At 70.6% G+C, this 22,723-nt stretch carries 22 protein-coding genes; 12 read left to right on the top strand and 10 right to left on the bottom strand.

Annotated features, from left to right (window positions below):
- Positions 1-161 precede the first annotated feature (161 nt).
- Complete coding sequence (gene mce / locus FEF34_RS11425; protein WP_138053079.1) at positions 162-602, bottom strand: methylmalonyl-CoA epimerase; 441 nt, start codon at positions 600-602, stop codon at positions 162-164.
- Between the two features lie 148 nt (positions 603-750).
- Here mce and FEF34_RS11420 point away from each other — a divergent pair, with 148 nt between their 5' ends.
- Both FEF34_RS11420 and meaB read left to right on the top strand, forming a co-directional pair.
- Entirely contained in the window at positions 751-1,953 is a 1,203-nt protein-coding gene (locus FEF34_RS11420; RefSeq protein WP_138053078.1) for an acetyl-CoA C-acetyltransferase, read from the top strand.
- A 26-nt stretch (positions 1,954-1,979) separates the two neighbouring features.
- Positions 1,980-2,936, top strand: coding sequence for a methylmalonyl Co-A mutase-associated GTPase MeaB (gene meaB / locus FEF34_RS11415; RefSeq protein WP_138053077.1), 957 nt, complete (start codon positions 1,980-1,982; stop codon positions 2,934-2,936).
- Between the two features lie 669 nt (positions 2,937-3,605).
- Here the strand turns inward: meaB and FEF34_RS11410 are convergent.
- The 4 genes from FEF34_RS11410 to FEF34_RS11395 all read right to left on the bottom strand — a co-directional run bounded on the left by FEF34_RS11410 (position 3,606) and on the right by FEF34_RS11395 (position 6,253).
- Positions 3,606-4,082, bottom strand: a complete 477-nt coding sequence (locus FEF34_RS11410; RefSeq protein WP_138053076.1) for a MarR family winged helix-turn-helix transcriptional regulator — start codon at positions 4,080-4,082, stop codon at positions 3,606-3,608.
- Positions 4,083-4,200: 118 nt separating this feature from the next.
- Positions 4,201-4,974 carry an AIM24 family protein gene (locus tag FEF34_RS11405; protein WP_138053075.1) on the bottom strand — a complete coding sequence of 258 codons (774 nt, stop codon included), beginning with the start codon at positions 4,972-4,974 and terminating at the stop codon, positions 4,201-4,203.
- Positions 4,971-5,621 (bottom strand): AIM24 family protein, encoded by a 651-nt coding sequence (locus FEF34_RS11400; protein WP_138053074.1) that lies wholly within the window; start codon positions 5,619-5,621, stop codon positions 4,971-4,973. The genes FEF34_RS11405 and FEF34_RS11400 overlap by 4 nt, the downstream gene beginning before the upstream one ends.
- Positions 5,621-6,253: an AIM24 family protein gene (locus FEF34_RS11395; RefSeq protein WP_138057413.1), complete on the bottom strand. Its 633-nt coding sequence runs from the start codon at positions 6,251-6,253 to the stop codon at positions 5,621-5,623. Before FEF34_RS11395 ends, FEF34_RS11400 begins: the two co-directional genes overlap by 1 nt.
- Before the next feature lie 179 nt (positions 6,254-6,432).
- Here FEF34_RS11395 and FEF34_RS11390 point away from each other — a divergent pair, with 179 nt between their 5' ends.
- The 6 genes from FEF34_RS11390 to FEF34_RS11365 all read left to right on the top strand — a co-directional run bounded on the left by FEF34_RS11390 (position 6,433) and on the right by FEF34_RS11365 (position 11,190).
- Entirely contained in the window at positions 6,433-6,777 is a 345-nt protein-coding gene (locus FEF34_RS11390; protein ID WP_138053073.1) for a DUF3817 domain-containing protein, read from the top strand.
- The gene (locus FEF34_RS11385; protein ID WP_138053072.1) at positions 6,774-7,067 is read left to right on the top strand and encodes an MTH1187 family thiamine-binding protein; all 294 of its coding nucleotides are present in this window, start codon (positions 6,774-6,776) and stop codon (positions 7,065-7,067) included. Before FEF34_RS11390 ends, FEF34_RS11385 begins: the two co-directional genes overlap by 4 nt.
- A gap of 263 nt (positions 7,068-7,330) precedes the next feature.
- Positions 7,331-7,840, top strand: coding sequence for a MarR family winged helix-turn-helix transcriptional regulator (locus FEF34_RS11380; RefSeq protein ID WP_138057412.1), 510 nt, complete (start codon positions 7,331-7,333; stop codon positions 7,838-7,840).
- 88 nt (positions 7,841-7,928) lie between these two features.
- Entirely contained in the window at positions 7,929-8,261 is a 333-nt protein-coding gene (locus FEF34_RS11375) for a DUF3817 domain-containing protein (RefSeq protein WP_138053071.1), read from the top strand.
- A gap of 73 nt (positions 8,262-8,334) precedes the next feature.
- Positions 8,335-10,035 carry an acyl-CoA mutase large subunit family protein gene (locus FEF34_RS11370; protein ID WP_138053070.1) on the top strand — a complete coding sequence of 567 codons (1,701 nt, stop codon included), beginning with the start codon at positions 8,335-8,337 and terminating at the stop codon, positions 10,033-10,035.
- A 342-nt stretch (positions 10,036-10,377) separates the two neighbouring features.
- Positions 10,378-11,190, top strand: coding sequence for an amidohydrolase family protein (locus FEF34_RS11365; protein ID WP_138053069.1), 813 nt, complete (start codon positions 10,378-10,380; stop codon positions 11,188-11,190).
- A 354-nt stretch (positions 11,191-11,544) separates the two neighbouring features.
- Here FEF34_RS11365 and FEF34_RS11355 read toward each other — a convergent pair whose 3' ends face one another.
- A complete protein-coding gene (locus FEF34_RS11355) occupies positions 11,545-12,183 on the bottom strand; it encodes a TetR/AcrR family transcriptional regulator (RefSeq protein ID WP_138057411.1) in 639 nt (212 codons plus the stop codon).
- A gap of 216 nt (positions 12,184-12,399) precedes the next feature.
- On the opposite strand from FEF34_RS11355, the gene FEF34_RS11350 reads away from it, so the two are divergent.
- From FEF34_RS11350 to FEF34_RS11330, 4 genes are all read left to right on the top strand, one after another.
- A complete protein-coding gene (locus FEF34_RS11350; RefSeq protein ID WP_171052913.1) occupies positions 12,400-13,368 on the top strand; it encodes a tetratricopeptide repeat protein in 969 nt (322 codons plus the stop codon).
- Positions 13,369-14,010: 642 nt separating this feature from the next.
- Positions 14,011-14,670, top strand: coding sequence for a DUF6230 family protein (locus tag FEF34_RS11340; protein WP_138053067.1), 660 nt, complete (start codon positions 14,011-14,013; stop codon positions 14,668-14,670).
- Positions 14,671-14,764: 94 nt separating this feature from the next.
- On the top strand, positions 14,765-15,322 hold the full coding sequence (locus FEF34_RS11335) for a DUF6114 domain-containing protein (RefSeq protein ID WP_138053066.1): 558 nt from the start codon (positions 14,765-14,767) through the stop codon (positions 15,320-15,322).
- Entirely contained in the window at positions 15,312-16,667 is a 1,356-nt protein-coding gene (locus tag FEF34_RS11330) for an ICP22 family protein (protein ID WP_138053065.1), read from the top strand. Before FEF34_RS11335 ends, FEF34_RS11330 begins: the two co-directional genes overlap by 11 nt.
- Before the next feature lie 448 nt (positions 16,668-17,115).
- On the opposite strand, the gene FEF34_RS11325 is transcribed toward FEF34_RS11330, so the two are convergent.
- From FEF34_RS11325 to pta, 4 genes are all read right to left on the bottom strand, one after another.
- On the bottom strand, positions 17,116-17,472 hold the full coding sequence (locus FEF34_RS11325; protein WP_234042358.1) for a hypothetical protein: 357 nt from the start codon (positions 17,470-17,472) through the stop codon (positions 17,116-17,118).
- Positions 17,473-17,772: 300 nt separating this feature from the next.
- Positions 17,773-19,206 carry a pyruvate kinase gene (gene pyk / locus FEF34_RS11320; RefSeq protein ID WP_138053064.1) on the bottom strand — a complete coding sequence of 478 codons (1,434 nt, stop codon included), beginning with the start codon at positions 19,204-19,206 and terminating at the stop codon, positions 17,773-17,775.
- A 74-nt stretch (positions 19,207-19,280) separates the two neighbouring features.
- Positions 19,281-20,540, bottom strand: coding sequence for an acetate kinase (locus FEF34_RS11315; protein WP_138053063.1), 1,260 nt, complete (start codon positions 20,538-20,540; stop codon positions 19,281-19,283).
- On the bottom strand, positions 20,537-22,618 hold the full coding sequence (pta, locus tag FEF34_RS11310; protein WP_138053062.1) for a phosphate acetyltransferase: 2,082 nt from the start codon (positions 22,616-22,618) through the stop codon (positions 20,537-20,539). The genes FEF34_RS11315 and pta overlap by 4 nt, the downstream gene beginning before the upstream one ends.
- Positions 22,619-22,723 lie beyond the last annotated feature (105 nt).

Here is a 22,723-nt window from a genome sequence, read left to right as displayed (position 1 = left end):
GGTCCCATCCGTCCCCTGGTCGCAACTCTCTACAGACGAGCACCGTTCGCCTGAACGGCCCCCCGGGGAAATGGTGTCAGATCAGTCACGAGGACGCGGCGCGGCCCCGGCCCGGCCCCGGCCCGGAGCGGCCCACTCTACCGGGCCGGGAATCCCGGCGGTCAGTGCTCCGCTGAGGTGGGGTCGGCGGAAGTGACCAGTTCGGTGAGGACGCCGTGGCAGTCCTTGGGGTGCAGGAACGTGATCCGGGAGCCCATCGAACCGATGCGCGGCTCGTCGTAGAGCACCCGTACGCCCTTGCTCCGGATGTCGCCGGCGGCACCGTCCACGTCCGCCGTGCCGAAGGCGATGTGGTGGACCCCTTCGCCGTTCTTGGCCAGCCACTTCCCGACCGCGGAGTCCTCGCGGGTGGGCTCCAGGAGCTGGAGGTAGGAGGCGCCGCCGTCCGAGGTCTCATTGATCTTGAGCATGGCCTCCCGCACGCCCTGCTCCTCGTTGACCTCCGTGTGGAAGACCTCGAAGCCGTACGTGGCCCGGTAGAACTCGACGGTCTTGTCGAGGTCGAAACAGGCGATCCCGATGTGGTCGATTCGCGTCAGCATGGTTCCAGTGCAGCGCTCCCGGCGGTGGTTACGCAACGTGCGCGCGATCACACCGGCTGCCCGGTGACCCGAGCGCATACCGCTCAGTACAGTTCGAGTAAACCCTCGTTCACTCCTCAGCCGCCGCGCTGGAAGGGGATCCCCTCTCATGACTGGAACGAACAGCACCACATCCGTCATCGTCGCCGGGGCGCGTACCCCCATGGGACGGCTGCTCGGCTCACTGAAGTCCTTCTCCGGCGCCGACCTGGGCGGCTTCGCCATCAAGGCCGCGCTGGACCGGGCCGGCATCGGCGGTGACCAGGTGCAGTACGTGATCATGGGCCAGGTGCTGCAGGCGGGCGCCGGGCAGATCCCGGCCCGTCAGGCGGCCGTCAAGGCCGGCATCCCCATGAGCGTCCCGGCCCTCACGATCAACAAGGTGTGCCTGTCCGGCCTGGACGCGATCGCCCTCGCCGACCAGCTGATCCGTGCGGGTGAATTCGACGTCGTCGTCGCCGGCGGCCAGGAGTCCATGACCAACGCGCCGCACCTGCTGCCGAAGTCCCGCGAGGGCTTCAAGTACGGCGCGATCGAGATGCTCGACGCGATGGCGCACGACGGCCTCACCGACGCGTTCGAGGGCATCGCCATGGGCGAGTCCACCGAGAAGCACAACACCCGCCTCGGCATCGCCCGCCCCGAGCAGGACGAGATCGCCGCGCTGTCCCACCAGCGTGCCGCGGCCGCGCAGAAGAACGGCCTGTTCGAGGCCGAGATCACGCCCGTCGAGATCCCGCAGCGCAAGGGCGAGCCGGTCGTCTTCAGCAAGGACGAGGGCATCCGCGCCGAGACCACCGTCGAGTCGCTCGGCAAGCTGCGCCCCGCGTTCGCCAAGGACGGCACGATCACGGCCGGTACCTCCTCGCAGATCTCCGACGGCGCCGCCGCCGTGGTCGTGATGAGCAAGGCCAAGGCCGAGGAACTCGGTCTGGACTGGATCGCCGAGATCGGTGCCCACGGAAACGTCGCGGGCCCGGACAACTCGCTGCAGTCCCAGCCGTCCAACGCGATCGCGCACGCCCTCAAGAAGGACGGCCTAGAGGTCTCGGACCTCGACCTCATCGAGATCAACGAGGCGTTCGCCGCCGTGGCCGTGCAGTCGATGAAGGACCTCGGGGTATCCCCGGAAAAGGTGAACGTCAACGGCGGCGCGATCGCCCTCGGCCACCCGATCGGCATGTCCGGCGCGCGCATCGTGCTGCACCTGGCGCTGGAGCTGAAGCGGCGCGGCGGCGGGACCGGCGCGGCGGCGCTGTGCGGCGGCGGCGGTCAGGGCGACGCGCTGATCGTCCGCGTACCGGCGAAGTAAGACCTCCAGAGATCGGAGCACGCACGATGGTGGACGTCCCCCAGCTGGTCGCCCAGGCGAGGGAGGGCAGGCCGCGGGCCGTGGCCCGGCTGATCTCGCTCGTCGAGGGGGCGTCCCCGCAGCTCCGCGAGGTCATGGCGGAGCTCGCGCCGCTGACCGGCGGCGCGTACGTGGTGGGCCTGACGGGTTCGCCGGGGGTCGGCAAGTCCACGTCCACCTCGGCGCTGGTGACCGCGTACCGGAAGGCCGGCAAGCGCGTCGGAGTGCTCGCCGTCGACCCGTCGTCCCCGTTCAGCGGCGGTGCGCTGCTCGGGGACCGGGTGCGGATGTCCGACCACGCCTCCGATCCGGGGGTCTACATCCGCTCGATGGCCACCCGCGGCCATCTCGGCGGACTCGCCTGGGCCGCGCCGCAGGCGATCCGCGTCCTCGACGCGGCCGGCTGCGACGTGGTGCTCGTGGAGACGGTCGGCGTCGGCCAGTCGGAGGTGGAGATCGCCTCCCAGGCCGACACGTCCGTGGTGCTGCTGGCGCCCGGCATGGGCGACGGCATCCAGGCAGCGAAGGCGGGGATCCTGGAGATCGGCGACGTGTACGTGGTCAACAAGGCGGACCGCGACGGCGCCGACGCCACCGCCCGCGAGCTGAACCACATGCTCGGGCTGGGCGAGTCCCGGGGGCCGGGCGACTGGCGTCCGCCCATCGTGAAGACGGTCGCCGCGCGGGCCCAGGGCGTCGACGAGGTCGTCGAGGCCCTGGAGAAGCACCGCGCCTGGATGGAGGAGCACGGAGTCCTCGCCGAGCGCCGCGCCCGCCGCGCCGCGCACGAGGTGGAGACCATCGCGGTCACGGCCCTCCGCGAACGCATCGGCGACCTCCGCGGCGACCGTCGCCTGGGCGCTCTCGCGGAGCGCATCGTCGCGGGCGAACTGGACCCGTACGCGGCGGCTGACGAACTCGTCGCGGGCCTGACGGGCGACTGACCGGCGCCGTCCGGTCACGTGGCCGGACGGAGGCCTCGCGGCCCGGAGAGCGGGTTCCGGGGCTCGGCCGGGCGGCCGGGCGGACGTTCGCGGTGCATCGCCGCCCGCGTCACTGCCGCGCGGCGCCCGGGTCCGCGCGGCGAGCGAGGACCTCGAGGCCATGACCGGGGCGCCCGCCGCCCCGGGCGACAACGAGGAGCGGCCCGGCTTCGGCAACGGCACCGCGTGGCCCGGCGCCACGGGGGACGCTGACGGTCTCGGCGGCGGCCGAAGGCGGCGCTCTCTTCGTGCTCCGCCTGCCCCTGGCGTCCTGAGCCCTGAGTTCCGCACGACCCGCACGACCCGCACGGTCCGCGGACGGCGTCCGGTGGGACTGGCGGACGGCGCCCGGCCGTCGGCGGGGCGCCGCACCGGACCGCGGGGCCTTCGTGACTGGGGGTCGCGGTGCCGGACCGCAGCCCGGCTGGGCGCACCGGAAGGGGCCGCGCGGGTCCGAGCCCCGCGCGCCCGTCCGGCAGACCCGCACCGCGCCGGTCCCCGCGCGTGCCCATTCCCCCAAGGCACGTGCTGAGGCGGCGCGGCGGGCCACGCGTGCGGACGTCCGGACCACAGGGCCGGGTCCCGCGCGTCCCAGGCCGGAGCCCGCGTCAGCTGCTCGTACGGGTCCGGTCAGACCCTGCCGCGGCGGCCCCGCAGGTGCTCCGCCACCGGTTTGAGGGATTCGTGGAGGTCGGCGAGCGCCTCCGGGGACAGCAGGTCGATGAAGTGCTGGCGCACGGACTCGACGTGGTGCGGCGCGACCTTCTGCATGGTCTCCATGCCCTGGTCGGTGAGTACCGCGTACAGCCCGCGGCGGTCGGACTCGCAGTTCTCCCGGCGCACCAGGCCCGCGTTCTCCATGCGGGTGATCTGGTGGGAGAGCCGGCTCTTGGACTGCAGCGTGGCCGCCGCCAGATCGCTCATCCTCATGCGCCGCTCGGGGGACTCCGAGAGGTTGACGAGGATTTCGTAGTCGTTGTTGGTCAGGCCGAACGGTTGCAGATCCTTTTCCATCTGGTAGGTCAACAGTCTGTTGACATCCAGATAGGTGCGCCAGGCGCACTGCTCCGTATCGCTCAGCCAGCGCGTGGCCGTCTCGGTCTCCATATATGGATACTACCCTAAGAAGTTGAAATCCGGACGAAAGCGGGGACGGTCACATCCGGCACCCCGAGTCCCCCGAGAAGGGTGCAGACGTTCGACGTCACACTCCGCAGCCTACCGCTCACAAGCCGAAGCGACGCTGGAGGTCCCCCAGCTGACCGGGCAGGCGCGGGGTGGAGCCGTGTTGACCGGCGCCGTGACCGCCGCCCGGTACCCCGTCCGCGTGCGGGACCGCGCCGGTCGCCTGTTCGGGCATGAGCGCCTCGGTCGACTGCATCAGCACCGTGCCCGCGCCGACGAACTCGAACTGGTGCTCCTCGCCCGAGGCACCGCCGATCCCGGACAGCTGCCGCAGGCCGCCCATCACCCCGCTCATGTATCCGTGGTCGTAGTGGTGGCACGGCGAAGGGCAGTCCGCCCAGCCCACCAGCGCCTGCGGGTCCACCCGGATCGGGGGCTCCATGAAGACCACGGGGCCGTTCGACGCCGCGACGAACTTCCCCGTGCCGATCAGCGTGAGGAAGCCGGGAACGATCGACTGCTTCAGGGCCAGCGAGGGCTGGTACGCCAGCAGGTTCCCGGCCCGGACCGTCAGATTGCCCTCGTCCAGGTCGAAGGAGTTGACGTCGAAGGCCCGGTCCGCGAGCAGCATCTTGCCGCTGCCCTCGGCCACCACCCAGTCGCTCGCGTGCAGCGGCGAGTGGAAGCTGGTGCGCATCAGCCGGTCCAGCCGGCCGTGGCCGATCCCGTTGAAGTCGATCCGCCCGTAGTAGGCGATCATCTTCCCCTTCTGCAGGAACCACTGGGAGCCCTTGAGCTCCACGCAGAAGGTGTACGGGTTGACGTTGTCGTCGCTCGGCAGCGTCATCGGATCATGAATCACCGGCGTGCTCACAGCTTCTCCTCCGACGCCTGGACGTACACCGCACCACTGCCGCTCAGTTCGAGCTGGAACGCCTCGCCCGAGCCGCGCCCCACCATGTCGCGCCAGCCCAGCGCGGTGGAGAGCTTGTTCCGTACGTCGCCGTGGTGCGCGACGTACGCCTGAGGGTCCACGTGGACCGGCCGGCCCGGTGTGATCGGCAGTTCGATCACCCCGCCGTGTGCCATGACGGCAACGGCGCCGTGACCCTTCAGGGTGGTGGTGAACAGGCCCTGGCCGGTGACCTGGCCGCGCACCATCCCCATGACCCCGCCCTGCGAGCCCATGAACATCGTGCCCTGCTGCAGGGTGCCGTCGAAGGCCAGCAGCCGGTCGGCCTCGACGTACAGGGTGTCGCCGGTGAGGCCGATGACCTGGATGTGGTGGCCGCCGTGGCCGAACATGACCGTGCCCGAGCCCTCGACCGTCATCAGCGGCGTCGCCTCGTCGGCGACCCGCCGGCCGATCATCGACATCAGGCCGCCCTGGCCGCCGGCGATGTTCGGGGTGAAGGAGACGTCGCCCTTGTAGGCGAGCATCGCGCCGCGCTGGCTGTACATCTTCTGGCCGGGAACCACCGTCGCCTCGACCATCTTCGAGTTGATCTCGCGGAACGGCATCAGACGTCCCCTCCGATGGTGTTCCGCTCGCTCGGCTGCACGTACACGAGCCCGTCGCCCTCGAACCGGATCTGGAAGGCCTCGCCGCCGCCCTCGCCCATGAGCGTGCGGAAGGTGACCCCGGACTGGAACTGCTGCTGAAGACCGCCCTGGTGCGCGATGTAGGCGCCCGGGTCCACGGAGAGCGGGTACTGGGGCGTCACGCGCAGCACCACGGCCGGGCCGTCCGACATGATCGCGGCCTGGCCCGTGCCCTCGACGGTCGTCGTGAACAGTCCGTTGCCGGTCGCGCCGCCGCGCAGTCCGGTGAAGCTGGTGCCGGTGCGCAGCCCGCCGTCCGTGCAGAGGAGATTGCTCGACTCGACGTACAGCTTGTCGCCGTGCAGCGAGACGAGATTGATCTCGGAGGCGCGATCGGCGAAATAGCAGGTGCCCTGGCCCTTCACCTCCATCATGGTCATCTGCTCGCCGGTGAGGCGGCGGGTCACCATGCCGCGGATGCCCTCACCGCCGCCGGACAGTTTCTTGAAGTCCATGTGGCCGTCGTACGCGACCATGGACCCGTTCTTCGCCTTGACGGAGTCCCCGGTCATGTCGACGGCGAGCACTTTGCTGCCTTGAAGTCGGAACATTGCCACGGGGTGAAGGTACTGGGCGGGCCGCGTGTTCGGACAGGCCCCCGGGAGTGAACACGACCCTGACCCGACCCCGAGGCCACCCGGGTAAAGGGCGGGGAAAACGCGGTGCCAGAATGGCTACGCTTGTGCGTCCGTTCACAAGACCATCGCCCCCTCCCCCGAAGGTGCCCGCCGTGGACATCAAGACCGCCTCCGCCCTCCACCGCCTCCGGCTCGTCTCCGGTCCCGAGGCCGTGTCCTTCCTGCTCCTGCTCGTCTGCTCGGTACTCAAGCGCACGACGGAGTTCAACGCGGTCCCGGTCATGGGCGCGATCCACGGCGTCCTCTTCATCCTGTACGTGCTCTTCTGGCTGGACGCCTGGAACCGCACCAAGTGGGACGTCAGGACGGCCGCGGTCTACTTCGTCCTGTCGGTGGTCCCGTTCGGCGGCTTCTTCGCCGACCGCAAGCTCAAGCGCGCCGCCGCGGACGCGGTCATCGCCTCCCGCGCCCGCCGTGAGGGCACGGTGAACGCGTGATCGTCGCCTTCTCCGTCACCCCGCTCGGCGTGGGCGAGGACGTCGGCGAGTACGTCGCCGACGCGGTCCGCGTCGTCCGCGAGTCCGGACTGCCGAACCGCACGGATGCGATGTTCACCTCGGTCGAAGGTGAGTGGGACGAGGTGATGGACGTCGTCAGGCGCGCCGTCGCCGCGGTCGAGGCACGCGCCCCGCGCGTCTCCCTCGTCCTCAAGGCCGACGTCAGGCCGGGCGTCACGGACGGTCTGACGGGCAAGGTCGAGACCGTGGAACGCCACCTGTCCGCCTGACCGGCACCGTCCCACCCGCTCGGACGCGGTCTCCGTTCGAACGGCCGGGACCGTGTCGCCCCCGGTGCCCAGCCCGCCCCCCGCCGCCGCCCGCCTCCCGCCGCGCCCGCCGCCGCCCGCCTCCCGCCGCGCCCGCCGCCGCCCGCCGCACGGCGCCGGCCGCGGCGGGCCGCGCGGCGGGAGGCGGACTGGTCGCGGGCGGGGGACGACCGAAGTGCGAGACAGGGCTGACCAGCATGTGACCAGTGGGTAAGGTCGATGCCGTGCCGAAGCCGCTCAGCCTTCCCTTCGACCCCATCGCCCGAGCCGACGAGCTCTGGCAGCAGCGCTGGGGCCCCGTGCCCTCGATGGCCGCGATCACCTCGATCATGCGGGCCCACCAGATCCTGCTCGCCGAGGTCGACGCCGTGGTCAAGCCGTACGGGCTGACCTTCGCCCGGTACGAGGCGCTGGTGCTGCTCACCTTCTCCAAGGCCGGGGAGCTGCCGATGTCCAAGATCGGTGAGCGGCTGATGGTCCACCCGACCTCCGTCACGAACACCGTGGACCGCCTGGTGAGATCCGGTCTGGTCGCCAAGCGGCCCAACCCCAACGACGGCCGCGGCACGCTGGCCTCCATCACGGACAAGGGGCGCGAGGTCGTCGAGGCGGCCACCCGGGACCTCATGGAGATGGACTTCGGGCTCGGCGCCTACGACTCCGAGGAGTGCGCGGAGATCTTCGCGCTGCTGCGGCCGCTGAGGGTCGCGGCGCACGACTTCGACGAGGGCTGACCGGCCCCGGCGGACGTGTGCCGGGCCGCCTCGGCCCGGGGCCGACCCACCCGAAGATCGCCCAAAGCGGACCGTTACCCTCATCGCCATGAAGAAGAGCGTCCTGACCCGTTACCGGGTGATGGCCTACGTCACCGCCGTCATGCTGCTCGTGCTGTGCACCTCCATGGTGTTCAAGTACGGTTTCGACACGGGTGAGGACATCACCTTCGCCGTCTCCCAGGCGCACGGCGTCCTCTACATCGTCTACCTGGTCTTCGCCTTCGACCTCGGCTCCAAGGCCAAGTGGCCGTTCGGCAGGCTGCTGTGGGTGCTGCTCTCCGGGACGATCCCCTTCGTCGCCTTCTTCGTCGAGCGCAATGTCACACGCTCGGTAGCGCCGCTGGTCAGCGAGTCGGAGCCGGTGGCCGTCAAGGCGTAGTCACCCCGCCGTACGCACGCGTACGGCGGTCTGCCATCGACATTTACTAGGACGTCCTAGTAAATTCGTGGGTATGGACGCTGACGCCATCGAGGAGGGCCGCCGCCGCTGGCAGGCCCGGTACGACTCCGCGAAGAAGCGGAACGCCGACTTCACCACGCTCTCCGGTGATCCGGTCGAGCCGGTCTACGGGCCCCGGCCCGGCGACACCTACGACGGCTTCGAGCGGATCGGATGGCCGGGCGAGTACCCGTTCACGCGCGGTCTGTACCCGACGGGCTACCGCGGCCGCACCTGGACCATCCGCCAGTTCGCCGGCTTCGGCAACGCCGAGCAGACCAACGAGCGGTACAAGATGATCCTGGCCGCCGGTGGCGGCGGGCTCAGCGTCGCCTTCGACATGCCGACGCTGATGGGGCGCGACTCCGACGACCCGCGGTCCCTCGGCGAGGTCGGCCACTGCGGTGTCGCCATCGACTCCGCCGCCGACATGGACGTCCTCTTCAAGGACATCCCGCTCGGCGACGTCACCACCTCGATGACGATCAGCGGACCCGCCGTCCCCGCCTTCTGCATGTACCTCGTCGCCGCCGAGCGGCAGGGTGTCGACCCGGGCGTCCTGAACGGCACGCTCCAGACCGACATCTTCAAGGAGTACATCGCCCAGAAGGAGTGGCTGTTCGAGCCGGAGCCCCATCTGCGCCTCATCGGCGACCTGATGGAGTACTGCGCCCGCGACATCCCGGCGTACAAGCCGCTCTCCGTCTCCGGCTACCACATCCGCGAGGCGGGGGCGACGGCAGCGCAGGAGCTCGCGTACACGCTCGCCGACGGCTTCGGGTACGTCGAACTCGGCCTCAGCCGCGGACTGGACGTGGACGTCTTCGCGCCCGGACTGTCCTTCTTCTTCGACGCGCACCTGGACTTCTTCGAGGAGATCGCCAAGTTCCGCGCGGCCCGCCGCATCTGGGCCCGTTGGATGAAGGAGGTCTACGGGGCGAAGACCGACAAGGCGCAGTGGCTGCGGTTCCACACCCAGACGGCCGGTGTCTCGCTGACCGCCCAGCAGCCGTACAACAACGTCGTGCGCACGGCCGTCGAGGCCCTCGCGGCCGTCCTCGGCGGCACGAACTCGCTGCACACCAACGCCCTGGACGAGACGCTGGCGCTGCCGTCGGAGCAGGCCGCCGAGATCGCCCTGCGCACGCAGCAGGTGCTGATGGAGGAGACGGGCGTCGCCAACGTGGCAGACCCGCTGGGCGGCGCCTGGTACGTGGAGCAGCTCACCGACCGTATCGAGGCGGACGCCGAGAAGATCTTCGACCAGATCAAGGAGCGCGGACTGCGCGCCCACCCGGACGGGAAGCACCCCATCGGGCCCATCACCTCCGGCATCCTGCGCGGAATCGAGGACGGCTGGTTCACCGGCGAGATCGCCGAGTCGGCCTTCCGCTACCAGCAGTCGCTGGAGAAGGGCGACAAGCGGGTCGTCGGCGTCAACGTCCACCACGGCTCCGTCACCGGCGACCTGGAGATCCTCCGCGTCAGCCACGAGGTCGAGTGGGAGCAGGTCCGCATCCTGGGCGACCGCAAGGCCCGTCGCGACGACGCCCGGGTCAAGGCGTCGCTGGAGAGGATGCTGGCCGCCGCCCGCGACGGCTCGAACATGATCGAGCCGATGCTGGACGCCGTCCGTGCCGAGGCCACCCTCGGCGAGATCTGCAACGTACTGCGGGACGAGTGGGGCACGTACACCGAGCCCCCCGGCTTCTGAGCCGGGGCCGGGCGTCGAAGGACTGGTTCGTCTGCGGGAGGTCGGGGCCGGACGGGGCGGTCGGTGACGCTGGAGGGCGTCGCCGGGTTTACGGTCCGGCCGCGGCCGCCTCCGCAGGGCCGTGACGGGAAGGTCGCGGTGCGGGGACGGAGGAACGCGAGTCGCCCACGGGGGAATGAGTGCGGGGCAGGCCGCGGGCTCCCGCAGGGCCCGGCCGGCCGGTACCGGCACATCCCTACTGTCGGGTAGTCCACCGGCCGGGTTCCCGCTAGAGTCCGGGTAAGCGATCGCTTAGCCGCTGGGGTCTGCTCGCCACAGCGGCTCGGAGGAGGGGCCAGAACCGTGCCGGTCATCGATGCCTGGATGCAGCATCCGACGTTGCGCCACTCCAACCACGAGATGTTCGAGTCCTTGCGGAGGTGGACCGGGCTCGGACTCCTGGAGGAGGCGCTGCCGGTGGAGCTGACGGTGGCCGCGCTGGAAGCGGCGGACGTGGAGATCGGTCTGGCCGCTGCCTGGTACGGGCCGCAGGGTGCGCTGATCGACAACGACGAGGTCGCCGGGTTCGTCGCCGCGGCGGGCGGACGGCTGCGCGGGGTGGCGGGCGCCGACCTGGCCCGGCCCATGGCGGCGGTGCGCGAGCTGCGGCGGGCGGTTCGGGAGCTGGGGTTCGTGGCCCTGCGCGTGGTGCCGTGGCTGTGGGAGCTGCCGCCCACCGACCGGCTGTACTACCCGCTCTACGCGGCATGCGTCGAACTCGGCGTCCCCTTCTGCACCCAGGTCGGGCACACCGGTCCGCTCAAACCGTCGGAGACCGGGCGGCCGATCCCCTACGTCGATCAGGTGGCGCTGGACTTCCCGGAGTTGACCATCGTCTGCGGGCACATCGGCTACCCGTGGACGACGGAGATGATCGCGGTCGCGGACAAACACGAGAACGTCTACATCGACACCAGCGCCTACACCGCCCGCCGCTACCCGGCCGAACTCGTGGACTACCTGCGCGGCCGGGGCCGCCGCAAGGTCCTCTTCGGCACGAACTACCCGATGATCACCCCCGCCCAAGCCCTGGAGCACCTGGACCGGCTGGAACTCGACGAGGAAGCACGCGAGTTGTTCCTGTCCGGCAACGCACGCCGCGTCTTCGCCCTGTAGACCCGGGCTCGGCGCCTACGTCCCCGGGTGGAGGCACGGCACCGGCTTCGGTGAGGCTCCGGAGCGGGCCGGCCGGTCGGGGGTACGCGGCGGGACCTCGGGGGCGTCCGGTCCGTGGTTCCGCGCGGTGAGGTCCGTGGCGGTGAGGTCGGCGGTGGTGAGGTCCGTGGCGGTGAGGTCGGCGGTGGTGAGGTCCGTGGCGGTGAGGTCGGCGGTGGCGAGCGCTCCTCCACGGCCGGTGGCGGGCTGTCACCCCGACTGCCGGCGGCGGGCGGTCGACGGCCCGCCTTGTGCGGCCACCTCGACCGCCGACGACCGGCAGCCATCCCGCCCGCCCGTGGCGCGGGCCGCCGGTCAGGACTCCGCCGCCCCCAGTCCGCCCAGCAGCACCGCGGTGAAGCGGCGGACCCAGTCCTCGTCGACGGGTTCGCAGCTCACCAGCGCCCGGTGCACGACCGCGCCCGCGATCACGTCGAAGATCAGATCGGCGGTGCGGGCGGCCGCCGCCGGGTCGGTCTCCTCCGGGAGCTCGCCGCGCGCCTGTGCCCGGGCACGACCCTCCAGAACCAGCCGTTTCTGCCGGTCCACGATCGACACCCTGATCCGCTCGCGCAGCGGCTCGTCGGTCGTCGACTCCGCCACCACGGCCATCAGCGCCGTCCTGGCCTCGGGCCGTTCCAGCAGCGTGGCGAACTGCAACACCACGCCCTCGATGTCCGCGGCCAGGCTGCCCCGGTCGGGCAGCTCCAACTCGTCGAAGAGCTCCGCGACCGCGTCCACCACCAGCTCGCTCTTGCCCGCCCAGCGCCGGTACACCGTCGTCTTCGCCACCCCGGCCCGGGTCGCCACGTCGCCGAGCGTCAGCTTCGACCATCCCAGCTCCACCAGTGCCGCCCTGGTGGCGTCGAGGATGGCGGCGTCCGCCTCGGCGCTGCGGGGACGGCCGGTGCGGGGCGCGGCCCGGCGACGGTGACTGCACATGGAGGCGACCATACCGGCCAGTAGGTGGATCGCTGTGAGCCACTTCACCGGGGGACGCGCCCCGGCTCCCCTCCGGACGAGTTACGCTACGACTCGTAGCGAAAGCGACAGTCGCCGGCGCCGGGTGGGGACCCGGCGCGGGCGCGCGGGGCCGGTACGCACGACCGGTGCACAGGCCCGGCGCTCCGGATTTTTCACTCGCGCGCGCCGAGGGGGGAGGATGTACTCATGCAGCCTAGGAACATGTCCATGAGCGGCGTCGTCGACCTCGCCGCGGTGAAGGCGGCCGGTGAGGCCAAGGCCAAGGCCGAGCAGACGCGCGCGGAGGCCGCCCGGCAGGGCGGCGGCGGTGCGGTGCCCCCGTCCGCCCTGGTGATCGACGTCGACGAGGCGGGCTTCGAGCGGGACGTTCTCCAGCGTTCGGCGGAGGTCCCGGTCGTCCTCGACTTCTGGGCCGAGTGGTGCGAGCCCTGCAAGCAGCTGAGCCCGGTGCTGGAGCGGCTGGCAGGCGAGTACAACGGCCGCTTCGTGCTCGCCAAGATCGACGTCGAAGCCAACCAGATGCTGATGCAGCAGTTCGGGATCCAGGGGATCCCGGCCGTCTTCGCGGTGGTCGCCGGCCAGGCGCTGCCGCTCTTCCAGGGCCTGGCCCCGGAGCCCCAGATCCGAGAGACACTCGACCAGCTGATCCAGGTCGGCGAGCAGCGCTTCGGTCTCACCGGTCTGACCGTCGACGCGGAGGCCGACGAGCCCGCGGCCGTCGCCGCGCCCGCTCCCGGCCCGCACGACGCGGTGCTCGAGGCCGCGGTCGACGCGCTCGACGCCGGCGACCTCGGCGGTGCCATCCGGGCATACCGGAACATCCTCTCCGACGACCCCGCGAACTCCGAGGCCAAGCTCGGCCTCGCGCAGGCGGAACTGCTCTCCCGGGTGCGGGAGATGGATCCGCAGAAGGTGCGCCAGGAGGCCGCCGACCGTCCGGAGGACGTACCGGCGCAGATCGCCGCGGCGGACCTGGATCTCGCCGGGGGCCATGTGCAGGACGCCTTCGGCCGGCTCGTCGAGACCGTGCGCCGCACGGCGGGCGAGGACCGCGACGCCGCCCGGCTGCGGCTGCTGGAGCTGTTCGAGGTGATCGGTCCGGACGACCCGCGGGTGACGGCGGCGCGCACGGCACTTGCGAGGGTCCTCTTCTGACGTCGAGGAGACCGGTTTCCGGCGCCCCCGTTCCGGGCGGCGCCCTGAGGTGGGGGCCACCGCCCGGAGTGTCGGGCGTGCGCGCCGGTTTGGCGACACAGTGACAAACGGCGGCCGCGCTTTACCAAAACTTGGTAAACGCGGCCGCTGTTACTCGCAGTAAATCAACCGCGTTCTTCTGTCCGCTTTTCGGCGGCAATCCACCTGTCTGGCGCGCCCGGCTGAGGCACCCTGTGTCGCCGGGCGACATCGCCCCGTCGTGGCGTGGTTATCGGTCCGTTACTAGCGAGTAACGAACCCCCTTGTGCCCCGGCGCTTAATGCACCACGATCGGCGACGCTCGGTCCATTCACCGCACCAGCCCGGCAGCCAGCCGCGTACCGCGGTCTGGGTCCCCACCGAGCCGGCCGGCGGCAGAGGCGCCGGCCGTGGACAGGGGGGTTCCTGCCCCGCCGGCAGGGCCTGTCCATCGAGGTTGCGCGAAGGCGTGGCCAGTGGTTGTCGCTCGGGGGTGATCGCCGGTGATTCGGACGCGGCTCGCGCCTGAGGCACGGCGCTCTCCTTCCCGAGGACGTAGCACTTCTCCCATCCCAGGGCGGACTTGACGTCCGCGCCGGAGATGTACGTCCGAGAAGGAGGAAAATTATGTCCCAGGTTCGTGGTGGGACCAGATGGAAGCGGTTCGCCGTCGTCATGGTGCCGTCCGTGGCCGCGACGGCCGCGATCGGCGTGGGCCTGGCCCAGGGCGCGCTGGCGGCTTCGTTCGCGGTGTCGGGCCAGGAGTTCAAGGTCTCGACCGACTCGCTGACCGGTCGGGGCTTCGCCCAGTACGGCGGCGTCGACATGGGCTACAAGGACGTCGCCAAGGGTGACGAGAAGGTCCTCCACCCGGTGGCCATCTCGTCGTTCAAGAACGCGTCGATCCGAGGCATGTGCCAGTCGGTGGTCACCGACGTGCCGCTCCTCGGCAAGATCACCCTGAAGCTCAACGCCGGTGGGGGCAAGGAAGCCGTCGAGGCGACCAACCTGTACCTCGATGTCACCGAGCTCGACGCCGACGCCGAGTTCAAGAACATCGACATCGGCGTCGCGGCCAAGCACACGGACGACGACGGCATCGGCAAGGGCCCGGCGGTCAAGGACACGACCATCATGCAGAACGGGTTCGCTCAGCAGGCCGAGGAGGTCAAGCTTACCGGCGTCAAGCAGAAGGCGTGGGCCACCACGGCGGGCACCTTCAAGCTGAGCGGTCTGAGTATGCGCCTGCACAAGGGCGCCGGCTCCGGCGTCGAGTGCTACTGACCTTTGGGTCAGTGCGGGCGGGCGGGGATGCCCGAGGCAGCCGCGTCCGCCCGCCTCCCTCTTTCTCCAGCAAGCCAGTTCCAGGGAGCTTTCCATGAGCGCCGAGTCACCGGGGCAGAATGAACACTTTGTCCGCGTCCTGAAGCGGCAGTTCCGCGACTGGCGGGGACAGCGGCCCTTCTGGGCGGGTCTATTCACGCTGCTGGGCGGCATTCCCATCGCCTACTTCCCGTACGCGAGCCTCAACCTCGGTCAGATGACGGTCTCCATGGCGACGACCGGGGGCGCCGGCGCACTGATCATCGGGGTGCTGCTCGTCACACTCGGTCTGACGATGTGGTTCCACCACATCGTCAGGGTGTTCGCCGGCGTTGCGGCGATTCTGCTGGCCCTGATCTCCATCCCGGTGGCCAACTTCGGTGGCTTTGCCATCGGCTTCCTGTTCGCTCTGACCGGTGGCGCGCTCTCCATCTCCTGGGCGCCGGGTGAGCCCGCCGAGTCGGCCGAGGGTACGGCGCAGCCGACTGCCCCCGCCCCGGCGACGGGCGACCACGGCGAGGTGCCGCTCGTGCCCGGCCCGCAGTTCTCGGACACCGTGAGCATGACGAAGACGACCATCCACTCCGAAGGCGGGGGTAACAGTGCGGGGTGACGAAACATCACTGATCGCGGCTGACGGCGAGGAGCCCCGCCAGAGAAAGGGGCCGCGCCACGCGGCTCCGAGGAAGTCTCTGCTGACCAAGCTCCAGATACCCGCAGGCAAGGCCATGGCTCTCGCCGCGATGCCCACGGCGGTCTTCGTCGGCATGGGGATGACACCCAAGCTGGCGCTCGCCGACGACAAGCAGGACATCCCGTTCGCCCCCGGGCCCTGTGTGACGCGGTCGGACGAGCCCGACGAGCCCGACGAGTCGGCGTCGCCGTCCGCCTCGGAGTCGGAGAAGCCGTCCGAGGAGGAGACGGACAAGCCCGAGCCGTCCCCGAGCGGTTCCTCGGACGAGCAGACCGACGAGCCGAAACCCGGCGAGAGTCCCTCCGCCTCCGAGCCCGGTCGCGCGAACGACGACTCGTCGGAGCAGGCGGACCCGTCCCCGACGCCCACCCCGAGCGAGTCCGAGACCCGGAACCCGCTCGACCCGCTGGGTGTCGGCGACGCGATCAAGGACCTCTTCGACGGCCCCGACGAGGAGCCGGAGGCCGCCCCGGCCGCGAGCGAGTCGACCGAGCCTGCCGAGGAGCCGTCGAAGCCGGCCGAGGACACCGCGTCGAAGCCCACCGAGCCGGCGAAGGACGCGCTCTCGGACGTGACCGACGAGGCCGACGTGACCGACGAGGCCGACGTGACCGACGAGGCCGACGGGGTCGCGGACAAGACCAAGGAAGCCATCAAGGAGGCCGCCGAGAAGGCCGGCGCCGAGGTGGAGGAGCTGGACGACAAGGTCAAGGGCCTCGACCCCGTCAAGGACGAGGACATCCCCGAGGGCGCCGACGGCAAGCCGCGCTTCCCGTGCCCGACCGCCGACCCGGAGGCACTCGCCAACGCCAAGGCGGAGCCCGGCATCCCGGCGCTCCCCGACGAGCCGTGGGTGCTGGAGAGCTCCCGGCTCACCCTGAAGGGGCTCGACTACAAGGGCATCGTCGAGGTGCGGACCGGCAGTGGCAAGATCAAGAAGGTTCTGAAGTTCACCGCGTCGGGCGTGGACATCAAGGACCTCCACCAGCTGGTGGAGGGACCCAACGGCACCACGGCTCACGTCGAGGCGCAGCGGGGCTCCACCTCCACCATCCGCAACGGCACGGTGACCATGTACACGGAGGAGCTGAAGGGCAACCTCTTCGGCATCATCCCGGTCACGTTCAGCCCGAAGACCCCGCCGCCGCTGAACGTCCCGTTCGCCCTGTTCACCGACGTCAAGGTGACCCAGGCCGGCCAGTTCGGCGGCACGCTGTCCGTGCCCGGCCTGCACAACTACTTCACCGGCGGGAACGCCGGCTGATTCCTCCGGGAGCCGCGAAAAAGACCGTGGGCCGCACCTCACCTCGTTACGAGGGGTGCGGCCCACAGTCGTTCACCAGCCCGTGGGCATCGTGCGGAACCACCGGCAAGAGCTTGGAACCGGCAATGGCCCCTGCGTGGGGATGCCGGATCCCGGGCATGGCGGCTTGGGAGTGACGCGGCCGTACTGGCAGTGAAGACAGTCCGGCGCAGCCACTGCCGACGACGGTCAGCCGACGAGACGGCGGAGACTCTCGACGGTGTCGGACTGACGCCCCGGGCCGGACCGCGCTCGTGCTCGCCGGGCGCCGGAAGCGTTCGTGCCCCGGATCGAGGGGTCGGCACGCTGAGCCCGATTCGCGGCCGGGTGACACGGCAGTGCCCGGATGTTCCGGGGCCCCGGCGAAGGTGGTGCCTTCCGCCGGCGCTCGGAGGGCGGGTACCCAAGGTCAGCGGTCCTCGTCCTCCTCGTCGTCGAAGCGCGGTAGGACGTCGGTGTCCATGCCGTACTTGGCGAAGAGATCGACCAAGGCTCTGGTCATGGCGTCCAGACCGCCTTCACGGACGATCACGAGGTCAGGGATCCGCAGGTACAGCCCGTCGGCGCACTCGCCAGTGGTGGCCCGGTCGTCCATCACCTCGGCGATCTTCCGAGGGGTCATGCACGTCGCGGTCCACCCAATGCCGTTACGAGCGCGGATGACCGCGTCGACGTCCTCGACGGTGTCGGCGTCGTCGTCCAGGGCGAGTACATGGGTGACGGAGAAATCGGCCGTCTCCACCGTTACCAGCGGCTCATGAGCCATAGATCTTCAGCAGCTCCTTGATGACGTTCGGCTCGTTCCGCTTGTCGGACTTGCGGTGATCTCGAAGCCGCCGTCGACCTCGCGGAAGAAGAGCCGTGCGCCGGAGTCGCCCCGAAGGTACCGGATGCCGTGTGACAGCGCCTTGGAACCCTTGCCCGGCTCACTCTGGCGAAGGCGAGGATGTCCGCGCCGAACTCCGGGGCGTTCTCGTCCGGTGCGCGCGTGCGGGTGGCACGAGCGCCTTCGGGCCGCACCCCCTGAAAGGGGCGCGGCCCGAAGGCGCGCGGACGGGCGGCCCGGTCAGGCGGGCTTGTGGCCGTTGCCCAGGTGGTGCACCCGGACCATGTTCGTGGTGCCGGGGACGCCGGGAGGGGAACCCGCGGTGATGATCATGACGTCGCCCTCGCTGTAGCGCTGGAGCTTCAGCAGCGCCGCGTCCACGAGGTCCACCATCGCGTCCGTGGTCTCCACGAACGGGGCGATGAAGGGCTCGACGCCCCAGCTCAGCGTGAGCTGGTTGCGGGTGGACTCGTCCGTGGTGAAGGCCAGGATCGGCTGCTCCGCGCGGTAGCGGGAGAGGCGGCGGGCGGTGTCGCCGGACTTGGTGAAGGCGATCAGGGCCTTGCCGTCGAGGAAGTCGGCGATCTCGGCTGCGGCGCGGGCGACCGAACCGCCCTGGGTGCGCGGCTTCTTGCCCGGGACCAGGGGCTGCAGACCCTTGGCGAGCAGCTCCTCCTCGGCCGCGCTGACGATCTTGGACATCGTCTTGACGGTCTCGATCGGATACGCGCCCACCGAGGACTCGGCCGAGAGCATGACCGCGTCGGCGCCGTCCAGGATCGCGTTGGCGACGTCGGACGCCTCGGCGCGGGTGGGGCGCGAGTTGGTGATCATCGACTCCATCATCTGGGTCGCGACGATCACCGGCTTGGCGTTGCGCCGGCACAGCTCGATCAGCCGCTTCTGCACCATCGGGACCCGCTCCAGGGGGTACTCGACGGCCAGGTCGCCGCGCGCCACCATCACTCCGTCGAAGGCCATGACGACGTCCGCCATGTTCTCCACGGCCTGCGGCTTCTCCACCTTGGCGATGACGGGGACCCGGCGGCCCTCCTCGTCCATCACCTTGTGGACGTCCTTGACGTCGTTGGCGTCGCGCACGAAGGAGAGCGCGACCAGGTCGCAACCCATGCGCAGGGCGAAGCGGAGGTCCTCGATGTCCTTCTCCGACAGCGCGGGGACGTTCACGGCCGCACCGGGCAGGTTGATGCCCTTGTGGTCCGAGATGACGCCGCCCTCGATGACGACCGTCTTCACCCGCGGTCCCTCGACCTCGACCGCGCGCAGTTCCACGTTGCCGTCGTTGATCAGGATCTGGTCGCCCTTGGAGATGTCGCCGGGCAGGCCCTTGTAGGTCGTGCCGCAGATCGACTTGTCGCCGGGCACGTCCTCGGTGGTGATCGTGAACTCGTCGCCGCGGAGCAGTTCGACCGGCCCCTCGGCGAAGGTCTCCAGGCGGATCTTCGGGCCCTGGAGGTCGGCGAGCACGCCCACGGCGCGGCCGGTCTCCGCCGCCGCGCGCCGGAGGCGGTCGTACCGCTCCTGGTGCTCCGCATGGGTCCCGTGGCTCATGTTGAAACGGGCCACGTTCATGCCGGCCTCGATGAGCGCTTTCAGCTGCTCGTAGGAGTCGACGGCGGGGCCCAGTGTGCAGACGATTTTGGAACGGCGCATGAGGCGGATCCTATCGGTTTGTTTCTCCGCGGAATATTCCGTCTGGTGGAATGTACAAATGGGCAGGGGGTCGCTCAGGCGTTGCCCTTCAGCGTGGCTCTGTCGCGGTCGCGAGGGTCCACGCCGACCAGCGCGAAAGTCTGCCGGGCGATCTCCAGTTCCTCGTCGGTCGGCACCACGGCGACCGCCACCCGCGCGTGGTCGGGCGAGACGAACCGCGGCACGTCCGACCGTACGGTGTTGAGGTCCGCGTCCACCACGAGCCCCAGTTCCTCCAGACCGGCGACGGCAGCTTCCCGTACGGGAGCGGAGTTCTCGCCGACCCCCGCCGTGAACACCACCGCGTCCACCCGTCCGAGCACCGCGTAGTAGGCGCCGATGTACTTCTTCAGCCGGTGGATGTAGATCTCGAAGGCGAGCCGCGCGCGCTCGTCCCCCTCCTCGATCCGCCGCCGGATCTCCCGCATGTCGTTGTCGCCGCAGAGGCCGACCAGCCCGCTCCTCTTGTTGAGCAGCACGTCCACGTCGTCCTCGGACATCCCCGCCACCCGCTTGAGGTGGAACGTGACCGCCGGGTCGATGTCCCCGGAGCGGGTGCCCATGACCAGCCCCTCCAAGGGGGTCAGACCCATCGACGTGTCCACGCAGCGCCCGCCCCGGACCGCGGACGCCGAAGCGCCGTTGCCCAGGTGCAGCACGATCACGTTCACCTCCTCCGGGGCCTTGCCCAGGAGCTCGGCGGCCCGGCGGGACACGTAGGCGTGCGAGGTGCCGTGGAAGCCGTAGCGGCGGATCCGGTGCGCGTCGGCGGTCTCCACGTCGATGGCGTAGCGCGCCGCGTACTCCGGCATGGTCGTGTGGAACGCGGTGTCGAAGACGGCGACCTGGGGCAGGTCGGGGCGGAGCGCCCGGGCCGTGCGGATGCCGGTGATGTTGGCCGGGTTGTGCAGCGGCGCCACCGGGACCAGGCGCTCGATCTCGGCCATGACCTCGTCGGTGATCACGGTCGGGGCGGAGAACTTCAGCCCTCCGTGCACCACCCGGTGGCCGATCGCCGCGAGCTCGGGGGAGTCCAGGCCCAGTCCGTCGCTGGCCAGCTCCTCGGCGACCGCCTTCAGCGCGGCGGCGTGGTCCGGGACGGCACCGGTGCGCTCCCGCTTCCCGGCCCCGCCGGTCAGCGGGGTGTGCACCACCCGGGACGTCTCCTCCCCGATCCGCTCGACGAGTCCGACGGCCAGCCGGGTGCCGTCCTCCATGTCGAGCAGCTGGTACTTGACCGACGAGGAGCCGGAGTTGAGGACCAGGACGCGAGTGGCGGTGGCGGAACCGGTCATGCGGTGAACTCCTGACCCTGGGACTGGATCGCGGTGATCGCGACCGTGTTGACGATGTCGCTGACGAGCGCGCCGCGCGAGAGGTCGTTGACCGGCTTGCGCAGGCCCTGGAGCACCGGGCCGACGGCGACGGCGCCGGCCGAGCGCTGCACGGCCTTGTAGGTGTTGTTGCCGGTGTTGAGGTCGGGGAAGATCAGGACGGTGGCCTGGCCGGCCACCTCGGAGTCCGGCAGCTTGGTGGCGGCGACGGACGGCTCGACCGCCGCGTCGTACTGGATCGGGCCCTCGATCCGGAGTTCGGGGTGGCGTTCGCGCACCAGCTTGGTCGCCTCGCGCACCTTGTCCACGTCCGCGCCGGAGCCCGAGGTGCCGGTGGAGTACGAGAGCATCGCGATCCTCGGCTCGACGCCGAAGCGGGAGGCGGTCGCCGCCGACTGCACCGCGATGTCCGCGAGCTGTTCGGCGTCCGGGTCGGGATTGACCGCGCAGTCGCCGTACACGAGCACCCTGTCGGCCAGGCACATGAAGAACACCGACGAGACGATCGACGCCCCGGGCCTGGTCTTGATGATCTCGAAGGCGGGGCGGATGGTGGCGGCCGTGGAGTGGACCGAGCCCGACACCATGCCGTCGGCCAGGCCCTCCCGGACCATCAGGGTGCCGAAGTAGTTGACGTCCGCCACGACGTCGTGGGCCAGCTCCAGGGTGACGCCCTTGTGGGCGCGCAGCTGCGCGTACAGCTCGGCGAAGCGCGGCCGCAGCTCGGAGGCCGCGGGGTCGATCAGCTGGACGTCGCCCAGGTCGATGCCGAGGTCGGCGGCCTTCTTGCGGATGGCGTCGGTGTCGCCGAGCAGCGTCAGATCGCAGACGTCGCGGCGCACCAGCACGTCCGCGGCGCGCAGTACCCGCTCCTCGGTGCCCTCGGGCAGTACCACGCGGCGGCGGTCGGCACGGGCCTGCTCCAGCAGGTCGTGCTCGAACATCATGGGGGTGACCCGTCCCGTGCGGGCGACCTCCAGACGCGCGAGGAGGCCCCCGGTGTCGACGTGCCGCTCGAAGAGACCGAGTGCCGTCTCCGCCTTGCGCGGGGTGGCGGCGTTCAACTTGCCTTCCAGCGAGAACAGTTCGGTGGCGGTCGGCCAGGAGCCGCCGGGCACCGAGATGACCGGGGTGCCGGGGGCGAGGCGGGACGCCAGGGTGAGGATCGACTCGCCCGGGCGTTCGTCGAGGGTCAGCAGCAGACCCGCGATCGGCGGGGTGCCCGCGGAGTGGGCGGCCAGCGCACCCACCACCAGGTCGGCGCGGTCCCCGGGGGTGACCAGCATGCAGCCGGGCTTCAGGGCGTTCAGCACGTTGGGCAGCATCGCGCCGCCGAAGACGAAGTCGAGCGCGTCCCGGGCGAGCCCGGAGTCGTCCCCGAGCAGCACGGTGGCCCCCAGGGCCTGGCTGACCTGGGCGACCGTGGGCGCTGCCAGCGCCGGCTCGTCCGGCAGGACGTAGCAGGGGACGGGGAGCCGGGCCGAGAGGCGCTCGGCGATCACGTCGCGGTCCTCGGCCGCCACCCGGTTCACGATCACCGCGAGGACGTCGCAGCCCAGTACCTCGTAGGCCCGGTGGGCGTTGCGGGCCTCGGCCCGCACGGACTCGGCCGTCTGGCCCTTGCCGCCGACGACGGGTATCACCGAGGCGCCGAACTCGTTGGCCAGGCGCGCGTTGAGGGCCAGCTCGTCGGGGAGCTGGGTGGCGCGGAAGTCGGTGCCGAGGACGAGCACGACCTCGTAGTCGCGTGCCACCTCGTGGAAGCGGTCGACCAGCCGGGAGACCAGCTCGTCGGTGCCCTTCTCGGCCTGCAGCGCCGCCGCCTCGCTGTAGTCCATGCCGTACACGGTCGCGGGATCCTGGGAGAGCCGGTAGCGCACCCGCAGCAGATCGAACATGCGATCGGGTCCGTCGTGCACAAGGGGCCGGAACACCCCCACGCGGTCCACCTGGCGGGTCAGGAGTTCCATGACTCCCAGGTCCACCACCTGGCGGCCGTCCCCGCGGTCGATCCCCGTCACGTACACGCTGCGCGTCACGCGTGCTCTCCTGTCCTGCTGGGCTGTGGCCGAGCGCGAGGTGCCCGCTGCGCTCGGGGGCTCAAGAAAACTCGATAGGGTGGCAATATCCTCTTGACAATACCT

Origin of the sequence: Streptomyces marianii (genome assembly GCF_005795905.1) — a bacterium.
GTDB lineage: Bacteria > Actinomycetota > Actinomycetes > Streptomycetales > Streptomycetaceae > Streptomyces > Streptomyces marianii.
The sequence above is the reverse complement of the archived record's forward strand: the minus strand, read 5'-3'. Positions and strand labels throughout refer to the sequence as shown.

What these genes read in the sequence shown, in the direction of transcription:
- FEF34_RS11400 (WP_138053074.1), bottom strand. Translation starts at nt 5,621, where the DNA reads ATGCCGTTCCGCGAGATCAACTCGAAGATGGTCGAGGCGACGGTGGTT.
- FEF34_RS11395 (WP_138057413.1), bottom strand. Translation starts at nt 6,253, where the DNA reads ATGTTCCGACTTCAAGGCAGCAAAGTGCTCGCCGTCGACATGACCGGG.
- FEF34_RS11410 (WP_138053076.1), bottom strand. Translation starts at nt 4,082, where the DNA reads ATGGAGACCGAGACGGCCACGCGCTGGCTGAGCGATACGGAGCAGTGC.
- FEF34_RS11350 (WP_171052913.1), top strand. Translation starts at nt 12,400, where the DNA reads ATGCAGCCTAGGAACATGTCCATGAGCGGCGTCGTCGACCTCGCCGCG.
- FEF34_RS11420 (WP_138053078.1), top strand. Translation starts at nt 751, where the DNA reads ATGACTGGAACGAACAGCACCACATCCGTCATCGTCGCCGGGGCGCGT.
- mce (WP_138053079.1), bottom strand. Translation starts at nt 602, where the DNA reads ATGCTGACGCGAATCGACCACATCGGGATCGCCTGTTTCGACCTCGAC.
- FEF34_RS11335 (WP_138053066.1), top strand. Translation starts at nt 14,765, where the DNA reads ATGAGCGCCGAGTCACCGGGGCAGAATGAACACTTTGTCCGCGTCCTG.
- meaB (WP_138053077.1), top strand. Translation starts at nt 1,980, where the DNA reads ATGGTGGACGTCCCCCAGCTGGTCGCCCAGGCGAGGGAGGGCAGGCCG.
- pyk (WP_138053064.1), bottom strand. Translation starts at nt 19,206, where the DNA reads ATGCGCCGTTCCAAAATCGTCTGCACACTGGGCCCCGCCGTCGACTCC.
- FEF34_RS11355 (WP_138057411.1), bottom strand. Translation starts at nt 12,183, where the DNA reads ATGGTCGCCTCCATGTGCAGTCACCGTCGCCGGGCCGCGCCCCGCACC.
- FEF34_RS11375 (WP_138053071.1), top strand. Translation starts at nt 7,929, where the DNA reads ATGAAGAAGAGCGTCCTGACCCGTTACCGGGTGATGGCCTACGTCACC.
- FEF34_RS11370 (WP_138053070.1), top strand. Translation starts at nt 8,335, where the DNA reads ATGGACGCTGACGCCATCGAGGAGGGCCGCCGCCGCTGGCAGGCCCGG.
- FEF34_RS11325 (WP_234042358.1), bottom strand. Translation starts at nt 17,472, where the DNA reads ATGGCTCATGAGCCGCTGGTAACGGTGGAGACGGCCGATTTCTCCGTC.
- FEF34_RS11315 (WP_138053063.1), bottom strand. Translation starts at nt 20,540, where the DNA reads ATGACCGGTTCCGCCACCGCCACTCGCGTCCTGGTCCTCAACTCCGGC.